Raw genomic sequence first — 22,727 nt, 5'->3', positions numbered from 1 at the left:
CCGGGCGGGAGGGACCAGGCTGTAAGACGGTCGGGGAATAAGGGGGCTGGGGTGGGCATGGCGCTGCGCGTTGTGCCAAGGCTGTAACGCAATTGGGTTGCATTATGCCCGGTATGTGGATCGCGCCCCGTGACGCACAACGGCCACAAGATGGAATGCGTTTGCGTCACCGCCTCCAATCGCTGCCATCCCACTCAGTGTGAAACATCGGTGCAAACACAGGCTTCTAGAATGTCCCGCAAATCAGTTGCGCAGTTCCTGTGGGGTGCCCCCAGATAAATTGCTTCGAAAGCATGCCCATGCTACCCAGCTTTATTCCGATCCAAACCCTGCCATTCGAAGCCTGGAAGACGATGTGGCTCTCATACGTCGCAACGAGTGCTTCGTCCTCAAGTACCCCAGATCCCCAGGCCACGTACGCAAAGCTTATCCATCCCGAGATCAATCTTCACGGCATCGCAGCGGTCCTAGATCACGCCGTCGGCTTCGCCCATTTTTACTATCACGCATCCACCTGGAGCACCGAGGACAACTGCCATCTTCAAGATCTGTACGTAGCGCCCGAAGCCCGTGGTCAAAAAATGGGGAAAGCGCTCATAGAGGCGGTCGCCGTCGAGGCACGGCGGCGCGGTTGCTCGGTGTTGCACTGGCGCACGCGGCAGTCGAACACCTCGACACAAGCCCTGTACTCCCAGTTCGCCCAACGCATGGACTTTGTTTCGTACCGGCTGGCGCTTTAGATAAGGACTTCCTGCCGCATCCAGCCCGTGCTACGCCCCCTTCAGATACCGTGCGAACGTCTTCCTGAACTTCTCCACTTTGGGCCCCACCACAAACGCGCAGTAGCCCGCGTTGGGGTGCTTGGCAAAGTAGTCCTGGTGGTAGGCCTCGGCCGTGCTGTAGTTTTGCAGCGGCTTCACCTCGGTGGTGATGGGCGCGCCAAACAGCTTGTCTTGCGACATCTGGCGGATCATGGCGTTGGCGATCTCGCCGTGGTCGGGGTTGTCGTAGTAGATGCCGCTGCGGTACTGCGTGCCCACATCGTTGCCCTGGCGGTTGAGGGTGGTCGGGTCGTGGGTATGGAAGAAGATTTCCAGAATCTCCTCCAGGCTGATCTCGTCGGCATCGAACGTCAGACGCACCACCTCGGCATGGCCGGTATCGCCCTGGCAGATCTGCTCGTAGGTGGGGTTGATGGTGTGGCCGTTGGTGTAGCCGCTTTCCACGTCGGTGATGCCGCGCACGCGGTCGAAAACGGCTTCGGTGCACCAAAAGCAGCCGCCGCCGAGAGTGATGGTTTGTGGGCTGTGGGCCATGTGGGTCTCCATGCAGTTCGGGGGAAGAACGTTGGATGCATGGTACGCGCCCTCACCCTCCGTAGTGCGGGCGGGGGCATTGGCCTTAGAGCGGCTAACAAAACTCCCCTGGCGTCGTTGTCTCGCCTTGTCGTACTACTTGTACTGCCTGCGGCGAAACGCCTAGCCAGGGCCACTTCGCTGAGTTTTGTTAGCCGCTCTTAGAACAGGTTCGTGAACCGTCGGCGGCTTACTCGTACCGTCGCCCCTGTTCCATCAGCTCGGGCGTGCCAATCAGCGCATTCAGGCCGTCAAAGTCCATCATCCGGTCCTTGAAGGGCGCCGTGGTCTGGTGCGTGTGCAGGCTGGCGTAGTAGCCCTGCAGCGTGTGCGCCACGGCGCGGGCGGTGCCGCCGGGAAAGATCACGATGCGAAAGCCGCGCTGCTGCAGCTCGGCCGCGCTCTGGATCGGTGTCTTGCCGCCTTCGACCATGTTGGCCAGCAGCGGGATGCGGTGGGCAAAGCGCTGGCAGGCCGCGTCCATCTGCTCGGGAGTACGCAGGGCTTCGATGAAAAGCGCATCCACACCACATTCCAGGTACGCCTCGGCGCGGTTGAAGGCGGCGTCGATGCCCTCGACGGCCAGCGCGTCGGTGCGGGCCAGGATCAGCGTGTGGGCGTTGCAGCGCGCGTCCAGCGCGGCCTTGAGCTTGCCGCACATTTCGCCCACCGGCACCACCGTCTTGCCGTCCAGATGCCCGCAACGCTTGGGAAAGCCCTGGTCCTCGATCTGGATCATGGCCGCGCCAGCGCGCTCAAAGCCGCGCACGGTGCGCTGGGTGTTGAGCGCGTTGCCGAAGCCCGTGTCGGCATCAACGATGACCGGCGTGCGCACGCGTTCGGTGATGCGGGCCAGGGTGTCTTCCACCTCGGTGTAGGTGGTCAGGCCCACGTCGGAGCGGCCCAGGCGCGTGTAGGCAATGGAGGCGCCCGAGAGGTACAGCGCCTCAAAGCCCGCTTGCTCGGCTACCAGAGCGCTCAGGGCGTCGTACACGCCGGGGGCCAGGATGGCGCGGGGTTCGTGCAGGCGTTCTTTCAACGATGAGATGGTCATGTCTTCAGACTTTCTGGCGGGTCAGATCGGCCGCCGTGTGCGCTGCGATGTAGCCACCAGCCACGGCGCTGAGCAGGCCGTTGCCGGAGAGATATCCCCACACCGCATCGCCCGACACGCCACGCGCGGCGCCGCCTGCAGCCAGCAGATTGGGAAATGGCTGGCCGTGCTGGCTGAGCACGCGGCACTGGGCGTCGATGTCCAGCCCGCCCTGGGTGTGGAACAGCGCGCCCGTCACCTTGACGGCGCAGAACGGGGCCTGCAGTGGACGCGCAAAGATGCGGCGGATTTGGTCGTTTTGGCCGCTAGCGCTTGCCAGGCTTGCGAGAGTAGCTATCAATTTTGATTCTTCGCAGCCGATGGTGGCCGCCAGCGCCTGCACGCTGTCACAGTGCTTGACGGCACCGGCCGCCTCGGCGTCCACAAAATCCGGAAATCCACGCGCCAGCGCGAGGATGGGCGCGTCGAACACATTCCACGCCACGCCGCCCGGCTGCGCCAGCACATGCACCGACGCCTCGGAGTAGCCCTGTGTCTCGTCGTGAAAGCGCTCGCCCAGCGCATTGACCTGGATGCCGCCTTCCATCATCAGCGCCCACGAGATCAGCGCGCCCTGTGGAATGGCCCAGGAGCCGTGGCCCTGGTAGCCGCCCAGGTCGGCCAGCCGGGCGCCTAACGCCTGGCCCCAGGCGATGGCGCTACCGTCGTTGCCGGTGTGGCCGGCGAACAGCGCATCGCGCATCTCGGGCAGCAGCTCGCGCACCATGGACGGGTTGCCGCCAAAACCGTTGCAGGCCAGGATCAGTGCGTCGCAGGCCAGGTGCTCCAGGGTGCCATCGGGCCGCTCGTAACCCACGCCGATCACGCGCTGCTGGGCATTGACCCACAGCTCGCGCACGGTGGCTTCGGTGATGAGCGGAATGTCCGCCGCCGTCACCGCGTTGGCCAGGCGGCCCATCAGGCCCACGCCGGTTTTCTCGGGCGTGGCGTGCATGCGGCGCACGCTGTGGCCGGGGTACAAGAATCCATCGAGCACCTGCCAATGCAGACCGTGGCGTGCTTGCAGTGCATCGAGCGCCGGGCCGATGGCCTGGGCGTAGGCCTGCACCAAGTGGGACGCCGCCCTGCCCTTGGCCTTGGCGCTGATGTCAGCGGCAAAACGCTCAGGGCTGTCGTCAATGCCCGCCGCGCTCTGCGCCTGCGTACCAGGCGCGGGGATAAAGCCGGATGACAGGGCCGAAGAGCCCAAAGGCGTGGCATCGCGCTCCAGCACCGCGCATTCCACACCGGCGTCGTGCAGCATCAGCGCCGCAGTCAGCCCACAGGCACCGCCACCCACGATGAGCACCGGCACATGGGCGTCTTGCGCCACGGTGCCGGGCAGGTGCTCGGCATAGCAGATGCGGGGCGTGGTCGTAGGCGTGCTCATGGGCGCATTCATGCGGAAGGGGCCGCAACAGCGGCCGTCACGGCGGCCGCAAAGTCGGCGCAGGTCAGCACCTGGGCCACGTTGGCCATGTCGGCCAGCGAGGTATCGTGCACTTCCTGCCTGAAGGCCGCGCAGCCGTCGGACAGCACCAGCGTCTGGTAGTCGCGCATGTGCGCATCGCGCACCGTGCTGGCCACGCCCCCGTTGGTGACGATGCCGCACACGGCCACGGTGGTGATGCCCGCGCGGCGCAGCACCCAGTCGAGCTGGGTGTTGAAGAAAGCCGAATACGCCACCTTGCACACCGACACGTCCACCCACGGTGCGATCTCGGCCACATGCGCCTGGCCTGTGCTGCCGGGCGCAAAGTCGCCGCGCCGCAGAAAGGGGCGCAAGGCCTTGAGGTGGGGCGAGACCATGGGCTCGCCTTGCGCGTCAGGCCACAGGGTGAACTGGCTGCCCACCACCATGCCGCCTGCGGCCTTGAGCGCCTTTGCGACAGCAGCCACCCGGGGCGGCAAGGCCTGGGCGGCTGCGCTCACCGCGCCGCCGCGCGCGTAGGCGCCATCCGGCGCCAAAAAGTCGTTTTGCAGGTCGATGATGACCAGCGCCGTGTGGCGCGGGTGGATGCTCAGGGTGGATGCGCCGTGGCTCATGCTGCGCCCTCCCCGCCGGCCCGCACCAGCAGATTGCCCAGCGGGTCCACCGTGGCGCTGAAGCCAGGCTCCAGCCACACCGTAGTGTCGGGCTGCTCCAGGATGGCCGGGCCGTCGATGCGGGTGCCCACGGGCAGGTCCAGGCGTGCGTGGCGCGCGGCGTCCCACCAGCGGCCGACGTGAAACACGCGCTGCACGCCCAGCGATGGGTTCACGGTGGTGGTTTGCGGGGCCAGCACCGTCAGATCGAACTTGGGGCGCACGCCTACGCGGGCGTAGCGCAGGTTCATCACCCGCACGGCAATGCCCTCGAGCACGCGGCCAAAGGCGGCGCGATAGGCAGCCTCGAACGCGGCGCGGATGCCCTCGTGGCTCAGCGCATCGCCAGCCACGGGCACCTGCACGGTGTGGGTCTGCCCGGCGTAGAGCATGTCGAGCGCAATGATTTCCTGCACTTCCACAAACTTCACGCCCGCCGAATCCAGCCGCTGCTGGCAGGTGGCGGCCAGTGTGGCCACGCGCTGGCGCAGGTCGGCCACATCCAGGTCGGCCAGGGGCTTGTTCAGCGTCTGCACCGCGTCGTGGCGCATGTCAGCCATCACGCAGCCCAGGGCCGAGGTCACGCCCGGGTAGCGCGGCACGATGCCCGTGCCCACACCCACCTCGCGCATCATGGCGCACACATGCAGTGCGCCGCCGCCGCCAAACGGCATGTAGGCAAACTGGCGCGGGTCGTGCCCGCGCTCGATGGACACCACGCGCACGGCGCCCGCCATCTTGGCGTTGGCCACCGTGAGGATGGCTTCGGCGGCTGCCATCACATCCAGGCCCAGGGGTTGGGCCACATGGGTCTCGATGGCGTCGCGCGACTTTTGCGCGTCCATGGTGGCCAGCAGGCCACCGCCCAGAGGGCGGTCTGCGGCAATGCGGCCCAGCAGCACATTGGCATCGGTCACCGTGGGGCGCGTGTTGCCCCGTCCATAGCAGGCCGGGCCGGGGATGCTGCCGGCCGACTCTGGGCCCACCTGCAGCATGCCGCTGGCGTCTACCGAGGCAATGGAGCCGCCGCCCGCGCCAATGGTCTCGATCTGGATCATGGGCGAGCGCACCACCATGCCGAAATCGATGGCCGTTTGTGCGGCCAACGCCGCCTCGCCCTTGGCCACGAGGGACACGTCGAACGAGGTACCGCCCATGTCGCCCGTGATCACATCGGGGAAACCCGCCGCACGCGCAATGGCCGCGCAGGCAATCACGCCCGCAGCGGGGCCTGAGAGCGCGGTGCGCACCGGCACATCGCAGGCCGTCTGGCGCGACATCACGCCGCCGTTGCTCTGCACGATGAGCAGTTCGCCGCCAAAGCCCTGCGTGCGCAGGTCACCTTCCAGCCGCTCCAGGTAGCTGCCCACCACGGGCTGCAGGGATGCGTTGAGCGTGGCGGTGGAGCAGCGCTCGAACTCGCGGATTTCGGGCAGCACCTCGCTCGCGGCCGTCACATGCGGGTTGGGCCACACGCTGCGCACGGCGGCCACGGCGGCCTGTTCGTTGGCGGGGTTGGCGTAGGTGTTGATGAAGAATACGCAGACGGCCTCGCAGCCCGCCTCCAGCAGCGCGCGCGCCTGCGCCTTGACCTGCTCCACATCCACCGGTGTGTGCACCGTGCCGTCGGCCAGCACGCGCTCGTCCACCTCCAGCCGCAAGTCGCGCGGCACGATGGGCTCGAAGCTGCCGCGCAGGCCCCAGGTCTGGGGCCGGTCGCGGCGGCGCATCTCCAGCACATCGCGAAAGCCGCGCGTGGTGATGATGCCGGTGCGCGCCACCTTGCGCTCCAGCAGCGCGTTGGTGCCCACGGTAGTGCCGTGCACGATGGTGGCGATCTGCCCGGCCGAGTCGGCCACACGCGCCACGCCATTCATGAAGCCACGCGCCTCCTCGCCCCGGGTGCTGGGCACCTTGACGATGCGGGCGCTGCCGTCACGCTCGTCCAGCACGAACAGGTCGGTGAAGGTGCCCCCCACGTCCACGCCCACCACATAGGACGCCTCGCTCAAAGCCTTGTCCGAAACCTTGCCGCTGCTCATGCCTTGCCTTTCATTGCTGTCAGTGCGGTAGGGGCTGTCACATAGCCCATCGCCAGATCCTTCTCACGCGCTGCTGCATCCCGCGCGGCTGGGGCACCGTAGCCACCGCCACCGGGGGTTTCCAGGCGCACGCGCTCGCCCTGCTTCAGGCGGATGCCAATCATCTTGGAGCGCATGGGCGGCTGCTTCCATTCACTATCGTTTTCATAGCTGAAGACGTTCATGGAACCGGCGCTACCGCCCGAAATGCCTTGGGGTGCGGCCTTGCCACGCTCGCCAAAGATGAACACCTCGGCATCCTGCTCCAGCAGCTCAATCTCATAGATAGCGCCCAGGCCACCCCGGTGCTGGCCGTCGCCACCCGAATCGGGCCGCAACGCCCACTGCGTGAAGCGCACGGGGTACGCAGCCTCCAGAATTTCGAGCGGCGGGATGGTGGCGGTGGAGATGGGCGCGTTGCCGTGGCTCAGGCCATCGCCATCGCTGTGCCCGCCGTGGCCGCCGCCGAAGAAGCTGAACATCACCCAGCGTTGGCCCTTGCGCGCTGGGTCGGTGCGCAGCCCGGCGATGGACAGCGCGTTGATCGTGCCGTAGGCCTGGGCCATGGCGCGCTTCGGGTCAGCCTGCGCGGTGGCGCTGAAGATCACATCGATCATGCGCAGGATGGTCTCGGTGTAGCCACCCACGGGCCGCGGGCGCGCGGCGCTGATGACCAGGCCCTCGGGCAGCACAAAGTCCACCGCGTCCAGCACGCCCGCATTGGCAGGCACATCAGGGAACAAGTGCTTGAGCGCTACATAGCACGCCGCAATGGCCGTGGCGCGTGAGATATTGACCGGCCCCGCGCACTGCGGCGAGGTGCGCGAGAAGTCGAGCGTCAGGCGGTCGCCCTGCACCGTCATGTCGAGCGCAATGGTCAGCGGCTCGTCCTTCACGCCGTCGTTGTCCAGGATGTCGCTGAAGCTGTAGCGCCCGTCGGGCAGCGCCGCGATGTGCGACTGCATGAGCTTGACGGCGCGCGTGCGCAGCTCGCCCATGGCCTGCTGAACCTGGGCATCGCCGTACTGGTCCAACAGGTCGTGCAGGCGGCGCTCGCCCAGGTCCAGCGCGGCCAGCTGGCCATTCAGGTCGCCCCACAGGCTGTCGGGCAGGCGGGTGTTGGCCTTGAGGATGGCGAGCACGTCGTCGTCGAACACGCCGCCGCGCACGATGCGCACGGGCGGAATCTGCACTGCCTCTTGCCAGCACTCGGTAGCAGCCGGGTTGTAGTTGCCGGGCACGTTGCCGCCCACGTCGTGCCAGTGCGCGGCCGACGCCAGGAAGCAGAACAGCTGCCCGTTGCGGAAGAACGGGCGCACCAGCTTGAAGTCGTTGGCGTGGGTGCCGCCCTCGTAGGGGTCGTTGAACAGCCAGGTATCCCCCGCCGTGATGCCGCCGCGCTCGCCCGCCGCCCGCATGGCCGCGCGCACGGCAAAGGCCATGGCACCCACAAAGACCGGCAGACCGGACTTTCCTTGCACCAGCGTGTCGCCCGTGGTGGCGTCGTACAGGCCGTGGCAGGCGTCATGCGCCTCGGCAATGATGGGATTGAACGCGCTGCGGTAGAGCGTGGCGTCCATCTCGTCGGCGATCTGTTCCAGCCGACCGCGCAGCACGGCCAAGGTGACCGGGTCCATGACTGGGTCCATGGGCCGCGGGGTGGGTGTGTGTTCAGCCATGCAGGGGCTCCTTGCCAAAGCGGGCGCGCAGCTGGTTCATCAGCCCACCGGCGCGCACCATGTCTAAAAGAAACGGGGGAATCGGGTCGCAGGCCAGCACACGCCCCTGGGCGGTGGTGACCGAAGGTGTCTGCTCGTTCAGGGTGATGCCCTCCCCCTCCCCGATGGACTCGGCCTCAGGGCAGGTCAGCAGCAGCAGGCCCAGGTTGAATGCGTTGCGAAAGTAGAGGCCGCTGAACGACGGCGCAATCACCGCCGCCACGCCCAGGCGCACCAGCACGGCAGCCGCCTGCTCGCGCGAGGAGCCAATGCCGAAGTTGGGCCCAGCCACGATCACGTCGCCCTTGCGCACTCCTCCCACGAAGTCGGGGCGAACGGATTCAAGGCAGTGCCGTGCCAGCACGTCAATGCCGTGCTTCATGGCGTGGCCGGGGGCCAGTACGTCGGTGTCGATGTCAGCGCCCAACTTCCAGACGCGGTGGATACTCGTCATGCCAGCACCTCCCGGGGGTCGGTAATACAGCCGCGCAGGGCCGAGGCCGCCACCGTGTAGGGCGAGGCCAGGTACACCTGCGCCGTGGGCGAGCCCATGCGGCCCTTGAAGTTGCGCGCCGTGCTGGAGATGACGTTGGTGGCGTCGCCCACCGTGTCGCCATAGCCCGCGCAGGCCCCACAGGTGGTGGGAAACAGCTCGGCCCCTGCGTCCTGCAGCACCTGCAGCACACCTTCGGCCTGGGCAGCGGCCTGGTCGCGCTGGCTGGCGGGCGCCACCATCAGGCGCACGCCGGGCGCCACTCGCTGGCCGCGCAGCACGCTGGCGGCGGCGCGCAGGTCGTCCAGCTTGGCACCGGTACAGGCGCCGATGTACGCCACATCGATGCCCTGCCCTGTGTGCTGCGCCACGGGGGCTGCATTGGCGGGGCTGTGCGGGGCGGCGACATGGGGCGTGAGTGTGGTGGCGTCGAAAGTGTGGCGGGTCAGGTCGGCGCCTTCGTCCGTGCGCCAGGCATCCAGCCCCTGCAGGTCCGCATCGGGCACGCCCGCAGCCCGCAGCGAGTCGCTTGTCGTGACGTCGGGGGCAATCAGCCCGGCCTGGGCGCCCAGCTCTGCGCTCATGTTGGACAGGGTCATGCGCTCTTGCATGCCCAGTGCCTGCACGGCGGGCCCGGCAAATTCCACGGCCTGGTACTGGCCGCCGTTCATGCCAAAGCGGCCAATCATGTGCAGCATCATGTCCTTGGCGGTCACGCCCGCAGCCAGCTGGCCGCTCCAGTGCATCTGCAGGGTGTGCGGCACGCGCAGCCAGATTTCTCCGGTCACGACAACGCCCAGCATCTCTGTGCTGCCGATGCCGAACATATACGCGCCAAACGCGCCGCCCGTGGGCGAATGCGAGTCGCCACCCACGCAGAACATGCCGGGGCGGATGTGGCCGTGCTGCGGCACCACCACATGACAGATGCCCTGGCCGTCGTACACATGGGGCAAATCCTGCTCGCGCGCCCAGTCGCGGGCGATGCGCACGATGCGGCGGGATTCGTCGTCGCGCTCGGGCAGGTAGTGGTCCATCACCAAGACCACGCGGCGCTTGTCCCAGATCTGGGCGCCCAGCTCTTCCAGCATGGGCTTGAGCCGGCGCGGGCCGGACGAGTCGTGGAACATGGCCAGATCGACGCGGCAATTGACGATCTCGCCGGGCGTGACGCGGTCGCGGCCACTGGCGCGGGCCACGAGCTTCTGCGCCAGCGTGCTCGGGGGGCTGGATGGGAGGCTCATTCGGGCTTGGCTCCGGAAAACTGCACCACCTTGGCCCAGCGCGGGATCTCGGCCTGCACAAAGCGCGCAAACTCTTCGGGGCTGTTGCCCACGGGCACGGCACCTTCGTGCTCCAGGCGCCGCTTCACATCGGGCGAGGCTATGGCTTGGCGCGCGGCATCGCTGATGCGCTTGGCCAGCTCCGGGTTCATCTGCCCCGGGCCGAACAGCCCGAACCAGGCACTGGACTCATAACCGGGCAGCACCTCGGCAATCGCGGGCACATCGGGGAACGCGGGCAGGCGCTGCGCACTGGTCACCCCCAGCGCCTTGAGCTTGCCCGCGCGGATCTGCGCCTGGGCGTTGCCCACGGCGGCAAACATCAGCTCCACCTGCCCGGCCAGCACATCCTGCAGCGCGGGCGCAGTACCCCGGTACGGAATGTTGACGATGTAAGCACCCGACTGCATCTTGAACGCGTCCCCCGCCAGGTGCAGCGACGAGCCCACGGCGCCGATCGCAAAGTTGAGCTTGCCGGGCTTGGCCTTGGCCAGGGCGATCAGCTCCCGCACATCCTTGGCGGGCACGGCGGGGTTGGCCACCAGCACCGAGGGCGAGGTCGCCACGCAGGTCAGCGGCGTGAAGTCCTTGATGGGGTCGAACGGCAGCGTCTTGTACAGGCTGGCGTTGATGGCATGGCTGGTGAAGCTCATCAGCAGGGTATTGCCATCGGGCGCGGCCTTGGCCACTGCGTCGGCCGCGATGTTGCCGCCCGCGCCAGGCCGGTTCTCGACAATGACGGTGCGGCCCAGCAGGCGGCCCATTTCGATGGCCAGGGTGCGCGCCAGCGTGTCGGTGGAGCCACCGGCTGGCGCCCCCACCAGGATGCGGATGGGGGTATTGCCTTGGGCCAGCGCGAGCGGGCCCTGCCACAGGGCGGGCGCGGCGCCCAGGGCAACCAAGATGTGACGGCGTAAAGTCATGGGGTGTGTCTCCAATCCTGTGGTTTTGTGACTTGTGGGGTGGTGGCTTGCGGGGCAAGTGCAGGCATCACAGCCCCAGATAGGCGCGGCGCAGGTCGTCGCTGCGCAACAGATCGGCGGGGGCACCCGAGAAGCGTATGCTTCCGTTTTCCATCACGTAGGCGCGGTCGGCGATTTCGAGGGATTGGCCCACGTTCTGCTCCACCAGCATTACCGCCAGGCCTGTGGAGCGCAACTGTCGGATCAGGCCAAACATCTCTTCGACCAGCAGCGGCGACAGGCCCAACGAAGGCTCGTCAAGGATGAGCAGGCGCGGCTCGGCCATCATTCCGCGGCCAATGGCCAGCATCTGCTGCTCGCCGCCGCTCATGGTGCCGGCGAGCTGCAGGGTGCGCTCCTTCAGGCGCGGGAAGGTGGCAAACACCTTATCGATGTTCTCGGCGCGGCGCTCGCGTGCCCGGGTGAAGCTGCCGAGCGCCAGGTTCTCCATCACGCTCAGGTTGGGGAAGATCTTGCGGCCTTCGGGCACCTGGATCAGACCCGCCTTGACGACGTCGGTGTAGTGGGCGCCGCTGAGGTCGGTCCCATCAAACGCCACCTTGCCCGCCCAGGCCTTGTAGATGCCGCAGACCACGTTGTTGAGCGTGGACTTGCCTGCGCCGTTGCTGCCCAGCAGCGCCACGGTTTCGCCAGGCAGCACCTGCAGATCCACACCCCGTAGCACTTCCACCCGGCCGTAGCCGCCGCGCAGGCCGGTGATTTCCAGCAAGGGAGAGGTGCTCATGCAGCCTCCTGCGGTGCGGCGGCGCGCAAACGGGCGGCGGTGCCGTGGCCCAGATAGGCCTCGATCACGCGCTCGTCCGAGGTGACCTGCGCGGGGTTGCCCTGCGCGATGAGCTGGCCCTGGGCCAGCACCCACACATGCTCGGCCAGGTTCATCACGGCCTGCATGACGTGTTCGATCATCAACACGGTCACGCCACCATCGGCAATGCCGCGCACCACGGGAATCATCTCGGCAATCTCCTGGGGGTTGAGGCCGGCCAGCACTTCATCGAGCAGCAGCAGGCGCGGCCGGGTGGCCAGGGCGCGCGCCAGCTCCAGGCGCTTGCGGCCGGCTACCGTGAGGTCGGCCGCGGGTTTGTCCAGCTGCGGGGCCAGGCCTACACGGGCTGCGACTTCGCTGGCCAACTCCAGGGCGGCACGGCGATTGGGCTCCTTGAGGTGGGCGCCCACGGCAATGTTTTCACGCACGGTCTGCGCTGCGAATGGCTGCACGATCTGGAAGGTGCGCGTCATGCCCAGTCGGGCGTTGAGGTGCGGGGCCTGGCCGGTAATGTCCTGGCCCGCAAAGCGCACGGTGCCTGTGTCGGGCCGCACAAAGCCCGACATCAGGGCGAACAGCGTGGTCTTGCCTGCTCCATTGGGGCCGATCAGTGCGGTCAACGAACCCTCAGGCACCGCCAGGCTCACGTTTTGCACGGCCTTCAGGCCGCCGAAGGATTTGCTCAGCCCGCTGAGCTGCAACAGGTCATTCGCCATGGCGGCCTCCCGAACGTTTCCACACCGCCACCACCGACTGTCCGATGCCCGCAATGCCACGGGGCAGGAACATCACGATGAGCACCAGCACCACGCCGTAAATCACCATGTTGATGCCGGGCAGCTGGCCGAACAGGTTGCGCGTGACGTCGGCCAGGATGTGCAGCACCAGCGCACCCAGCACAGGCCCCCAGACAGTGCCAATGCCACCCACGATGGCCGCCACCAGGGCCTCTACCGACGTGACCGAACCGTAGGCAATGCCTGGGTCGATGTACTGGAACACCTGCACATAGAACGCCCCGGCTGCCCCCATGAAGCCGCCCGACAGGGCAATGGCGCCCATCTTCACGCCGAATGGATTGACGCCGATGGCGCGCGCCGCGTCTTCGTTGTCGCGCACGGCCTGCAGCCAGGCACCAAAGCGCGAGTTCTTGAGCCACCAGCTGACCAGCAGCGCCAGCGTGACCAGCGCAAGGATCAGGAAGACAAAGCCCTTGCGCGAGCCAAACTGCATGTTGGAGAGCGACTCCTTGAGCGGCAGCATCAGCCCCACGCCTGCGCCGGTGAACGGCACCGACAGCGCCAGGATGCGAAACACCTCGGCAAAAGCCAGCGTGACCAGCGCAAAGTACGAGCCCTTGAGCCCGTAGCGGAACGACAGCCCGCCCACGAACAGCCCCACCAGCGCGCTACCAGCCACCGCCATGGGCAAAGCCACCCAGGGGTTGATGCCCCCTTGCATCTGGGCAATGGCCTGGATGTAGGCGCCCGTTCCGAAGAACAATGCGTGCCCGAACGAGAACTGACCGCCAAAGCCCCCGAGGATGTTCCACGCCTGCGCCAGCAGTGCCGCGTAGAGCGACATCATCACGAAGTTGAGCAACACGCCGGAGTCGGAAAACGCCGCGATGGCCGCCACGACGACGGCAAACAATCCAATGCTTGCAAGCTGCTTCATGCCTTGGCTCCAAACAAGCCCTGCGGGCGGAACAGCAACACTGCGATGAAGATGGCAAAGATGCCGATCTGGCCCAGCGATTCACCCAGGTACAGGCCGCCCAGCGACTCCACCACCCCGATCAGCAGACCGCCCACCAGCGCGCCGGTAAAGCTGCCCATGCCGCCCAACACCACGATGGTGAACGCGACCAGGACAAAGCCGCTGCCCACCTGCGGGTTCACGTAGTACGCGGGCAGCAGAAAGCAGGCGGCAGCGCCCAGGCAGGCCAGACCAATTCCAAAGCTCATGGCATACACATGGTCCACGTTGATGCCCATGAGCTTGGCGCCGTGCTTCTCCTTGGCCACGGCGCGGATGGCGCGGCCCAGGTCGGTGCGGCCCACGATCCACAGCAGCACGGCCGACACCACCAGCGCGCCAGCAAAGGCGACCAGCTTGGGCAAGGCGATCATGGCGGGCCCCACCGCCACGGTGGTGAGGGTGTAGGCCGTGTCGATGGTGCGCGTGTCGGATTTGAAGAACAGCAGCGCGAGGTTTTCCATCACGATGGAAATGCCCAGCGTGACGAGCAGGATGTTTTCGTCCTTGCCATGGCTGGCGCGGTTGATGACCAGGCGCTGCAGCGCATAACCCAGGGCAAACATGCCCGGCACAAGGATGGGCAGCGCCAGATAGGGGTCCAGCCCGAAGTGCTGCTTGAGCAGGTACACCGCGTACAGCGCCAGCATCAGCGACGCGCCATGCGCGAAGTTGATGATGTGCAGCACGCCATAGATCAGAGTGAGCCCGAGCGCGATAAGGGCATACACCGCGCCCGTGGTCAGGCCGTTGAGGACCGACGGAAAGAGGATGCTGAGGTCGAACATGGAGGGAGTTGGCGCCCGGCAGGCAAAGGCGCGGCCTGGCGCCCCGGCGAAGAGCGCCCCGCAGCCCCTGTCGTCAGGGCTGAAAGTTGGTGGGTGTCAGGCCTTCAGCGGAAAGAGCGGGTCCGCTTCGCGGTAGTCGCGCGGGATGATGACCTTGATGTCCTTGTTCAGCACCTGGGTCATGAGCGGCTGGGCGCCCTGGTTCTGCCCGGCCACGAACTTGGTGGGGCCGTACGGCATGATGTGATCGGCAAAGGTGCTCTTTTCCAGTGCGTCGATCAGCGCCGCGCGGTCTGCCGACTTGGCACGCTCCAGCGCATCGGCCAGCAGCCACATCGAGGTGTAAGTCATGAACAGCTCGTAGCTGAAGAACAGGCCCTTGGCCTCGACGCGCTTCTTGAGGTCCTGCGCGCGCTTGTCCTTGGGGTTGAACCAGTGGTTGCAGTCGATGATGCCGTTGGCTGCGTCCGGAAACTCCTTGACGAACTTGTAGCTCGACGCCGCACCGCCCAGCACCGAATAGATGGCCTTGGGCGTGACTTTTTGCTGCTGCATGGTGCGCACCAGCAGCGCGTATTCGTTGTAGTAGTTGGCGGGGATGACGATGTCCGGGTTCACCGCCTTCATGCGCAGCACGATGTTGTTGAAATCGCGCGTGGGATTGGCGTGCTTGATGACCTCCTTGACTTCGTAGCCGTAGCCCGGCAGTTCGCGCGACAGCAGCTGAGCAGTGCCTGAGCCAAACAGCGATTCCTCGTGGATGATCATCACCGTCTTGGCGGGCTTGCCGGCTGCGGTGTTCAGCACATGCAGGTTGGCCATGGCGGTTTCAGTGCACTTCTTGTAGCCCGGGCCAAAACGGAAGGTGTTCTTCAGACCCCGTTCCACGATCTGGTCGGCCACACCCACGTCCACGATGTGCGGCAGGTTGTATTTGGCGGCGGCCTGCGTGGTGGCCAGGCAGATGGCCGAGGCAAACGCCCCCACCACGGCTGAAACGCCCGCTTCATTCATCTTCTCGACCTCGGCGGCACCGGCCTGGGGCTGCGACTGCGCGTCGCCCAGCAGCGCTTCGAGCTTGGCACCGCCCAGGGCCTTGATGCCGCCCGCCTTGTTGATGTCCTCGATGGCCATCATCGCGCCTTCACGGCATTGCTGGCCCGAATAGGCCAGTGCCCCGGTCACGGGGTGCAGCACCCCCACCTTGACGGACTTGGCCTGGGCACCGCCCACCAGTGGGAAGGCCAGTGCCGACGCGGCGGCGGCCGACTGGGAGATGAAATGGCGGCGAGTACTCATGGGCATTCTCCTGGCAGGTAGGTAGGGTTGGAGGTGGGGGATGAAATTCAGTGAAACTGGGCCGACAGCTCTTTGCTGACCCAGACCTTGGCATCGATGCTGCCCACGCGGGACAGCTGCATTTCGTATTCGTAGCGGTCGGGCCGGTACAACCCGTGCAGCCATTGCACCGGGCGCTCCTGGTCGTCATAGATAAGGCGGCGCACGGCCAGCAGCGCCGATCCCACCGAGACATCCAGGTGCCTGGCCACCACGGCATCGGCCAGCTTGGCCGAAATGGTCTGGTGCGCGCGGCCTACCTTGACGCCGGATTCTTCAAGCAGCACCAGAATGGGTTTGCGTGCCAGCTCACGCCGCCCAAACTGGCGCGCTATGTCGGCAGGGACATAGGTGGTGATATGCGACAGCGGCCCCTCTTTGGTGCTACGAACGCGCACCGCTTTTTGCACGGCATCGCCGACTGCGATGTTCAGCGCCCCGGCCACCGCGCGGGACGCGGTAACGGTATCCACATCCAGCACCTTGACGGAGGTGCGCAGGCCCATGCTGACCAGGTTCTCCAGCAGGCCGGTCAGGTGCGCCCGGCTGTTTTCGCCGTCGCCACCTGCGTCGTTTGCGTGGGTCGCAGCGGGGGGGACCGGCCGGGTGCCCCGGCCGGGCTCGCGGGAGATCATGCCCTCGCCCTCCAGCAGCTCCAGCGCGCGGCGCACCGTCACACGCGCCACAGCGAACTGCCGCATCAGCGCCAGCTCGCCCGGCAGGCCATCGGCAAACCGGCCCTCCTGCAACTGCTCGCGCAGCACCAGATAGATCTGGTGGTACTTGGGGAGTGGCAGGTTGTTGGACGGCATGGAGGTCATATTAGGAATAGTTCTAATGTCCTGTCAATAAGACATTTAGGAGTGAAATTTGCCATGCTGAGGACATTTGCGTTGCCGGTGCACAGCACCGAGTGCACGCAACCGCCGTGCCAGCCAACGGCGCTTCGACACCCAACACGCGCCTTTTTTGGCGGCACAGGGCACGGCCGCATTGACGCACCTACAGGCATTGGCTACATTACTAACCAGTCAGTCATTAAAAATAGCCGGTTTGACCACTCCCCCCCCAACCTCCACTGCCACGACCAGCACCAAACGCGAGCGCCGCAAGGAAGCCCGCCCGGGAGAGCTGCTGGAGGCCGCACTCGACCTGTTTGTCGAGAAGGGGTTTGCCGCCACACGGGTGGACGAGGTGGCGGCGCGCGCCGGAGTGTCCAAAGGCACGCTGTTTCTGTACTTCCCCAGCAAGGAAGAACTCTTCAAGGCGGTGGTTCGCGAGAACATCGCCGGGCGCTTTGCCGAATGGAACAACGAGCTGGAAAGCTTCGTGGGCACCACCAGCGAGGTGCTGCGGTATTGCTATCAGGTCTGGTGGGAGCGCATCGGCGCCACCAAGGCATCCGGCATCACCAAGCTGATGCTGAGCGAGGCGCAAAACTTCCCCGAAATCGCCCAGTTCTATCAGCAAGAGGTCATCCTTCCCGGCCAGGCGCTGGTGCGACGCATCCTGGAGCGGGGCATTGCCCGGGGCGAGTTCCGCCCGGTGAACCTGGACTACGCGGTGTACTTGGTGCTGGCGCCCATGATCTTTTTGACGCTGTGGAAACACTCGCTGGGCGCCTGCGTACCCGACTCGATGGAGATGACGCCCGAGCAGTACATCGAGACCCAGGCGGACAACATCCTCCACGGCCTGTGTGTGCGCCCTGAGGCATCCGCCGGCACAAGCGCCAGTCACGATCCGTCGGCTGGCGCACAACCCTCCCCCTCTTCTCTCACCCCCTCCGCCAAGCGCTCGCGCACCTCCTGACCATGAAACGCTGGATTCCCTGGATGGCTGCGGCCATCGTTGTAGTGTTGCTCGGTGGTGGCGTGTGGCGGGCCATGGCGGCGCGGCAGGCGCAGCAAAAGGCGTTGGCCGAGGCATCTACCCAGCGCGCCGAGGCTCCGCTGCAACTGGCTGCCGATGAGGTGGTCACCGTGCAGTCGTCCCAGCTCTCGTTGGGGGTGCCGGTGTCGGGCTCTTTGCGCGCGGTGGACTCGGCCATGGTGAAGGCCCGTGTGGCGGGCGAACTGCAGGGCCTGACCTTGCGCGAGGGCGATACCGTCAAGGCGGGCCAGGAAGTGGCACGAATCGACCCCACCGAAGCCCGCGCTCGACTGCGCCAGGCCCAGCAGCAAGCCGACGCCGCCAAGTCGCAGGTGGACATCAACCAGCGGCAGTACAACAACAACCGCGCGCTGGTGGACCAGGGCTTTATCTCCGCCACCGCGCTGGTCACTTCGCAGGCCAGCCTGGAGGCAGCGCAGTCCAGCTACCAGGCCGCTGTGTCGGCTGCTGACGTGGCGCGCAAGGCGCTGGAGGACACCGTGCTCAAGAGCCCGATCAGCGGCCTGGTCGCGCAGCGCCTTGCCCAGCCGGGCGAGCGGGTGCCGGTGGACGCCCGCATCATTGAAGTGGTGGACCTGTCCCGCCTGGAACTCGAAGCCCTGCTCACCCCCGCCGATTCGCTGGCCGTGCGCGTGGGCCAGAAGGCCCAACTGACGGTGGAAGGCGCGACAACCCCGGTGCAAGCGACGGTGGTGCGCATCAACCCCAGCGCCCAGACGGGCAGCCGCACGGTGCCGGTCTATCTGCGGGTAGACCAGCCGGCCCAAACCGCCAGCCTGCGCCAGGGCCTGTTTGTGCAAGGCCTGCTGACCACCGGCAGCGCCCAGGTGTTGACCGTGCCGCTGGACGCTGTGCGCACCGACAAGCCAGCCCCCTACCTGCAGACCATCAAGGACGGCCGCGTGGCCTATGCACCGGTGCAGACCGGCGCCCGCGCCATGGTCAACGGACAGACCCTGGTGGCGGTGGATGGCGTGACCGTGGGCACCACCGTCATTGCGGGCCGCATGGGCTCGCTGCGCGAAGGCACGCCCGTGACCGCAGCGCAGGCCGCTGTCGTGCCCCAGGCCTCCGCGCCTGCGCCCGCGCAAGCTGCCTCGCGCACGACACCCTGAGCGGGCTGACTCGCCATGTGGTTCACCAAAGTCAGCCTCAAAAACCCCGTGTTCGCCACGATGGTGATGCTCGCCATCGTCGTGCTGGGCCTGTTCTCGTACCAGCGCCTCAAGGTCGATCAGTTCCCCAATATCGACTTCCCGGTGGTGGTGGTCACCGTGGACTACCCCGGCGCGTCGCCTGAAGTCGTCGAGAGCGAGGTCACCAAGAAGATCGAAGAAGGCGTCAACTCGATCGCGGGCATCAACGCCCTCACCTCCCGCAGCTACGAGGGCACGGCGGTTGTCATCATTGAGTTCCAACTGCACATCGACGGCCGCAAGGCCGCTGAAGACGTGCGTGAAAAGGTGGCCACCGTGCGCCCCCTGCTGCGCACCGAAGTGAAGGAGCCGCGCGTGCTGCGCTTCGACCCCGCCAGCCGCGCCGTGTGGTCCCTGGCCGTGTTGCCTGACGAAAAGTCGGACCGCAGCGCGGTAGAACTGACCACCTGGGCCGAGCAGATCCTGAAAAAGCGCCTGGAGAACGTGCGTGGCGTGGGCGCGGTGAACCTGGTGGGCGCCACCAAGCGCGAAATCAACATCTACCTGAATCCGCAGGCGCTGGAGGCCTTTGGCGTGACGCCCGACCAGGTAGCCAATGCCGTGCGCAACGAGAACCAGGACCTGCCCGTGGGCGCGATCCGGTCGCTGGCGCAGGAGCGCGTGGTGCAGATCGACGCGCGCATGGAGCGGCCCGAGGACTTCGGCAAGATCATCGTCGCCCGCAAGAACGGAGCGCCGGTGCGCCTGGACCAGGTCGCCCGCGTGAACGACGGCGCGCAAGAGGTGGAAAGCCTGGCGCTTTACAACGGCCAGCGCACGCTGCTGCTGTCGGTGCAAAAGTCGCAGGGCGAGAACACCATCGAGGTGGTCGATGGCCTGAACGCCGCCGTGGTGGAACTGAAGAACCAGCTGCCGCCCGGCGTGCGGCTCGAAACCATTGGCGATAGTGCCCGCCCCATCCGCGTGGCAGTGAACAACGTGCGCCAGACGCTGATCGAGGGGGCCATCCTCACGGTGCTCATCGTGTTTTTGTTCCTGAACTCCTGGCGTTCCACTGTCATCACGGGGCTGACCCTGCCCATCGCGCTGATCGGCACGTTCCTGTTCATGAACATGTTCGGCTTCACCATCAACATGATCACGCTGATGGCATTGAGCCTGTGCGTGGGCCTGCTGATCGACGATGCCATCGTGGTGCGCGAGAACATCGTGCGCCATGTGCAAATGGGCAAAGGCGCCTACGCGGCCGCCATGGACGGCACGCAGGAGATCGGCCTGGCGGTGCTGGCTACCACGCTGTCCATCGTGGCGGTGTTCATGCCCATCGGCTTCATGGGCGGCATCATCGGCAAGTTCTTCCACGAGTTCGGCATCACCATCGTCGCGGCGGTGATGATCTCGATGTTTGTGAGCTTCACGCTCGACCCCATGCTGTCGAGCGTGTGGCACGACCCCAGCATCCATGCGCACGGCCACAAGACGGCGCCCGTCACCTTCTACGACAAGACCATTGGCCGCGTCACCGGCTGGTTTGACCGCGCCACCGATGCGCTGGCCGAGGGCTACCAGCACATCCTGCGCTGGTCGCTGGTGCACAAGCTGGCCACCATGGTGATCGCGCTGGTGGTGTTCGTGTTGAGCGTGGTCATGGTGCCGCTGCTGGGCACCGAGTTCGTGCCCAAGGCCGACTTTTCGGAAACCACGCTGAACTTCTACACCCCTGTGGGTTCGTCGCTCGAAGCCACCGAAGCGAAGGCCAAGCAGGTGGAAGCCATCCTGCGCGAGATGCCCGAGGTGCGCTACACGCTGTCCACCATCAACACCGGCAACGCCCAGGGCAAGATGTACGCCAGCATCTATGTGCGGCTGGTGGACCGCAAGGACCGCAGCCGCAGCGTGGACCAGATGTCGGACGTGCTGCGCGAACGCCTCAAGACCGTGCCCGGCATCACCGTGACCCATGTGGGGCTGCTGGATGCAGTGGGCGGACAGAAGCAGGTGGAGTTCTCGCTGCAGGGGCCTGACCTGCGCGAGCTCGAGCGTCTGACCAAAATCGTTACCGAGAAGATCCGCGGCATCCCGGGCCTGGTGGACCTGGACACCAGTGCCAAGCCCGACAAGCCCGTGATTGCGCTGGATGTGAAGCGCGAAGTGGCGTCGGACCTGGGGCTGTCGGTAGCGCCCATGGCGGCGTCGCTGCGCACGCTGGTGGCAGGCACCACCGTGGGTAACTGGCGCGCACCCGACGACCAGACCTATGACGTGAACGTGCGCCTGGCGCCGGAGGCCCGCACCACCCCGGCCGACCTGGAACGCCTGCCCTTTGCCCTGGCCGCCGCCGACGGCACGACCCGCATCGTGCGCCTGAACCAGGTCGCCAGCGTCACCGAATCCACCGGCGCCAACCAAATCAACCGGCGCGACCTGACCCGCGAAGTGGCGGTGAACGCCAACGTGTCCCAGCGCTCGGCCGGTGAAGTGTCGAACGACATCAAGAAGGCGCTGGAGACCGTGACCTTCCCGCCGGGCTATCGCTACCAGTTTGGCGGCTCCACGAAGAACATGGCCGAATCGTTTGGCTACGCCATCTCGGCGCTGGCCATGGCCATCATCTTCATCTACATGATCCTGGCCAGCCAGTTCAAGAGCTTCCTGCAGCCGCTGGCGCTCATGACCTCGCTGCCGCTCACGCTGATCGGCGTGGTGCTGGCGCTGCTGATGTTCCGCTCCACGCTGTCGATGTTCTCCATCATTGGCGTAGTGATGCTGATGGGCCTGGTGACCAAGAACGCCATCCTGCTGGTGGACTTTGCGATCCGCGCCCGCGAGGAGCACGTGAACGACCAGGGCCAGACCGCGCCCGGCCTGCCCCGCGCCGACGCCCTGCTGCTGGCCGCGCGCGTGCGGCTGCGCCCCATCCTTATGACCACGCTGGCCATGATCTTCGGCATGGTGCCCCTGGCGTTTGCGCTGTCCGAAGGCTCGGAACAGCGCGCGCCCATGGGCCAGGCGGTGATTGGCGGCGTCATTACGTCTTCCCTGTTGACCCTGGTGGTGGTGCCGGTGGTGTATTGCTACATGGACGACTTGGCCCAGTGGGCCCTTCGCAAGATGGGACGCGCTCCGGCAGCGCCTAAAATCGAAGGTTTGTCCTGATCGTCCCGATCGGCCTTACATCTGCCCCACGGAGAAATCCCATGAACCTGCCCCTGAACACGTCCGCCAACATCAGCGACCCCGTCGCCCAGGCCCGCTACAACATGATCGAGCAGCAGATCCGCCCCTGGAACGTGCTCGATGCCGACGTGCTGGACCTGCTGGCCGTGGTGCGCCGCGAAGACTTTGTGCCCCCGGCCTACCGCAGCATGGCCTTCATGGACATTGAAGTCCCGCTGCTGGGCAATGACGCCGAAGAGGCCGTCCGCAAGGGACACAGCATGCTGCAGCCCCGCGTAGAGGCCCGCATTCTGCAAGACCTGCGGGTTTTGCCCACCGACCGCGTGCTCGAAATCGGCGCAGGCTCGGGCTACATGGCCGCCCTACTGGCTGCTCGTGCCGAACGTGTGGTCTCCCTCGAAATCGACCCCGAGCTGGCCGAAATGGCCCGCGAGAACCTGCGCGATGCCGGCGTGCAAAACGCCGACGTGCGCCAGGGCGACGGTGCCCGCGATGCGATCCCGGACGGTCCGTTCGACGTGATCGTGCTCAGCGGCTCCGTGGCCGAGGTGCCCAGCCACCTGCTGGCCCTGCTGCGTGACGGTGGCCGACTGGGCGCCATCGTGGGCAGCGAGCCCGTGATGCGTTTCACCGTTACCCGCCGCACCGGCGACCGCTTTGAGACCACGTCGCCGTGGGACACCATCGCGCCGCGCCTGGTGAACTTCCCCGAGCCCTCTGGCTTCACGTTCTGACCCCCTGCCCTTCGGTTGTCTTCGG

General features: G+C 66.3%; 20 protein-coding genes. 5 read left to right on the top strand and 15 right to left on the bottom strand.

Annotation, left to right across the window (positions count from 1 at the left end):
- The first annotated feature begins 293 nt into the window (after window positions 1–293).
- Window positions 294–740, top strand: a complete 447-nt coding sequence (locus ACODSM_RS13965) for a GNAT family N-acetyltransferase (RefSeq protein WP_488805673.1) — start codon at window positions 294–296, stop codon at window positions 738–740.
- A gap of 30 nt (window positions 741–770) precedes the next feature.
- Here ACODSM_RS13965 and msrA read toward each other — a convergent pair whose 3' ends face one another.
- The 15 genes from msrA to ACODSM_RS13890 form a co-directional block, all read right to left on the bottom strand.
- Window positions 771–1,316, bottom strand: coding sequence for a peptide-methionine (S)-S-oxide reductase MsrA (msrA, locus tag ACODSM_RS13960; RefSeq protein ID WP_488805672.1), 546 nt, complete (start codon window positions 1,314–1,316; stop codon window positions 771–773).
- Between the two features lie 229 nt (window positions 1,317–1,545).
- Window positions 1,546–2,409: an isocitrate lyase/PEP mutase family protein gene (locus ACODSM_RS13955; protein WP_488805671.1), complete on the bottom strand. Its 864-nt coding sequence runs from the start codon at window positions 2,407–2,409 to the stop codon at window positions 1,546–1,548.
- 4 nt (window positions 2,410–2,413) lie between these two features.
- Complete coding sequence (locus ACODSM_RS13950; RefSeq protein ID WP_295938818.1) at window positions 2,414–3,838, bottom strand: FAD-dependent oxidoreductase; 1,425 nt, start codon at window positions 3,836–3,838, stop codon at window positions 2,414–2,416.
- 8 nt (window positions 3,839–3,846) lie between these two features.
- Entirely contained in the window at window positions 3,847–4,494 is a 648-nt protein-coding gene (locus ACODSM_RS13945) for a cysteine hydrolase family protein (RefSeq protein ID WP_488805670.1), read from the bottom strand.
- Entirely contained in the window at window positions 4,491–6,575 is a 2,085-nt protein-coding gene (locus ACODSM_RS13940) for a hydantoinase/oxoprolinase family protein (protein WP_488805669.1), read from the bottom strand. Before ACODSM_RS13940 ends, ACODSM_RS13945 begins: the two co-directional genes overlap by 4 nt.
- Complete coding sequence (locus tag ACODSM_RS13935) at window positions 6,572–8,293, bottom strand: hydantoinase B/oxoprolinase family protein (protein ID WP_296337652.1); 1,722 nt, start codon at window positions 8,291–8,293, stop codon at window positions 6,572–6,574. The genes ACODSM_RS13940 and ACODSM_RS13935 overlap by 4 nt, the downstream gene beginning before the upstream one ends.
- Window positions 8,286–8,786, bottom strand: coding sequence for a LeuD/DmdB family oxidoreductase small subunit (locus ACODSM_RS13930; RefSeq protein ID WP_060984377.1), 501 nt, complete (start codon window positions 8,784–8,786; stop codon window positions 8,286–8,288). Before ACODSM_RS13930 ends, ACODSM_RS13935 begins: the two co-directional genes overlap by 8 nt.
- Window positions 8,783–10,069 (bottom strand): 3-isopropylmalate dehydratase large subunit, encoded by a 1,287-nt coding sequence (locus tag ACODSM_RS13925; protein ID WP_488805668.1) that lies wholly within the window; start codon window positions 10,067–10,069, stop codon window positions 8,783–8,785. Before ACODSM_RS13925 ends, ACODSM_RS13930 begins: the two co-directional genes overlap by 4 nt.
- A complete protein-coding gene (locus tag ACODSM_RS13920) occupies window positions 10,066–11,031 on the bottom strand; it encodes a tripartite tricarboxylate transporter substrate binding protein (RefSeq protein ID WP_488805667.1) in 966 nt (321 codons plus the stop codon). Before ACODSM_RS13920 ends, ACODSM_RS13925 begins: the two co-directional genes overlap by 4 nt.
- A gap of 67 nt (window positions 11,032–11,098) precedes the next feature.
- Window positions 11,099–11,815, bottom strand: coding sequence for an ABC transporter ATP-binding protein (locus tag ACODSM_RS13915; protein ID WP_488805666.1), 717 nt, complete (start codon window positions 11,813–11,815; stop codon window positions 11,099–11,101).
- Window positions 11,812–12,573, bottom strand: a complete 762-nt coding sequence (locus ACODSM_RS13910; protein ID WP_110958648.1) for an ABC transporter ATP-binding protein — start codon at window positions 12,571–12,573, stop codon at window positions 11,812–11,814. The genes ACODSM_RS13915 and ACODSM_RS13910 overlap by 4 nt, the downstream gene beginning before the upstream one ends.
- Window positions 12,563–13,534 (bottom strand): branched-chain amino acid ABC transporter permease, encoded by a 972-nt coding sequence (locus ACODSM_RS13905; protein WP_343736262.1) that lies wholly within the window; start codon window positions 13,532–13,534, stop codon window positions 12,563–12,565. The genes ACODSM_RS13910 and ACODSM_RS13905 overlap by 11 nt, the downstream gene beginning before the upstream one ends.
- Window positions 13,531–14,403, bottom strand: coding sequence for a branched-chain amino acid ABC transporter permease (locus tag ACODSM_RS13900; protein WP_110959148.1), 873 nt, complete (start codon window positions 14,401–14,403; stop codon window positions 13,531–13,533). The genes ACODSM_RS13905 and ACODSM_RS13900 overlap by 4 nt, the downstream gene beginning before the upstream one ends.
- Window positions 14,404–14,499: 96 nt before the next feature.
- Window positions 14,500–15,702 (bottom strand): ABC transporter substrate-binding protein, encoded by a 1,203-nt coding sequence (locus tag ACODSM_RS13895; protein ID WP_488805665.1) that lies wholly within the window; start codon window positions 15,700–15,702, stop codon window positions 14,500–14,502.
- A 47-nt stretch (window positions 15,703–15,749) separates the two neighbouring features.
- On the bottom strand, window positions 15,750–16,562 hold the full coding sequence (locus ACODSM_RS13890; protein ID WP_015014064.1) for a GntR family transcriptional regulator: 813 nt from the start codon (window positions 16,560–16,562) through the stop codon (window positions 15,750–15,752).
- A gap of 232 nt (window positions 16,563–16,794) precedes the next feature.
- On the opposite strand from ACODSM_RS13890, the gene ACODSM_RS13885 reads away from it, so the two are divergent.
- The 4 genes from ACODSM_RS13885 to ACODSM_RS13870 are packed head-to-tail and all read left to right on the top strand — an operon-like array spanning window position 16,795 to window position 22,702.
- Complete coding sequence (locus tag ACODSM_RS13885; RefSeq protein ID WP_422846708.1) at window positions 16,795–17,553, top strand: TetR/AcrR family transcriptional regulator; 759 nt, start codon at window positions 16,795–16,797, stop codon at window positions 17,551–17,553.
- A 2-nt stretch (window positions 17,554–17,555) separates the two neighbouring features.
- Window positions 17,556–18,749: an efflux RND transporter periplasmic adaptor subunit gene (locus ACODSM_RS13880; protein WP_488805664.1), complete on the top strand. Its 1,194-nt coding sequence runs from the start codon at window positions 17,556–17,558 to the stop codon at window positions 18,747–18,749.
- Window positions 18,750–18,764: 15 nt separating this feature from the next.
- Window positions 18,765–21,947 carry an efflux RND transporter permease subunit gene (locus ACODSM_RS13875; protein ID WP_488805663.1) on the top strand — a complete coding sequence of 1,061 codons (3,183 nt, stop codon included), beginning with the start codon at window positions 18,765–18,767 and terminating at the stop codon, window positions 21,945–21,947.
- Window positions 21,948–21,988: 41 nt separating this feature from the next.
- A complete protein-coding gene (locus ACODSM_RS13870; protein ID WP_422846711.1) occupies window positions 21,989–22,702 on the top strand; it encodes a protein-L-isoaspartate O-methyltransferase family protein in 714 nt (237 codons plus the stop codon).
- Window positions 22,703–22,727 lie beyond the last annotated feature (25 nt).

This window comes from Acidovorax sp. FG42 (genome assembly GCF_057809195.1).
The sequence above is the reverse complement of the archived record's forward strand: the minus strand, read 5'-3'. Positions and strand labels throughout refer to the sequence as shown.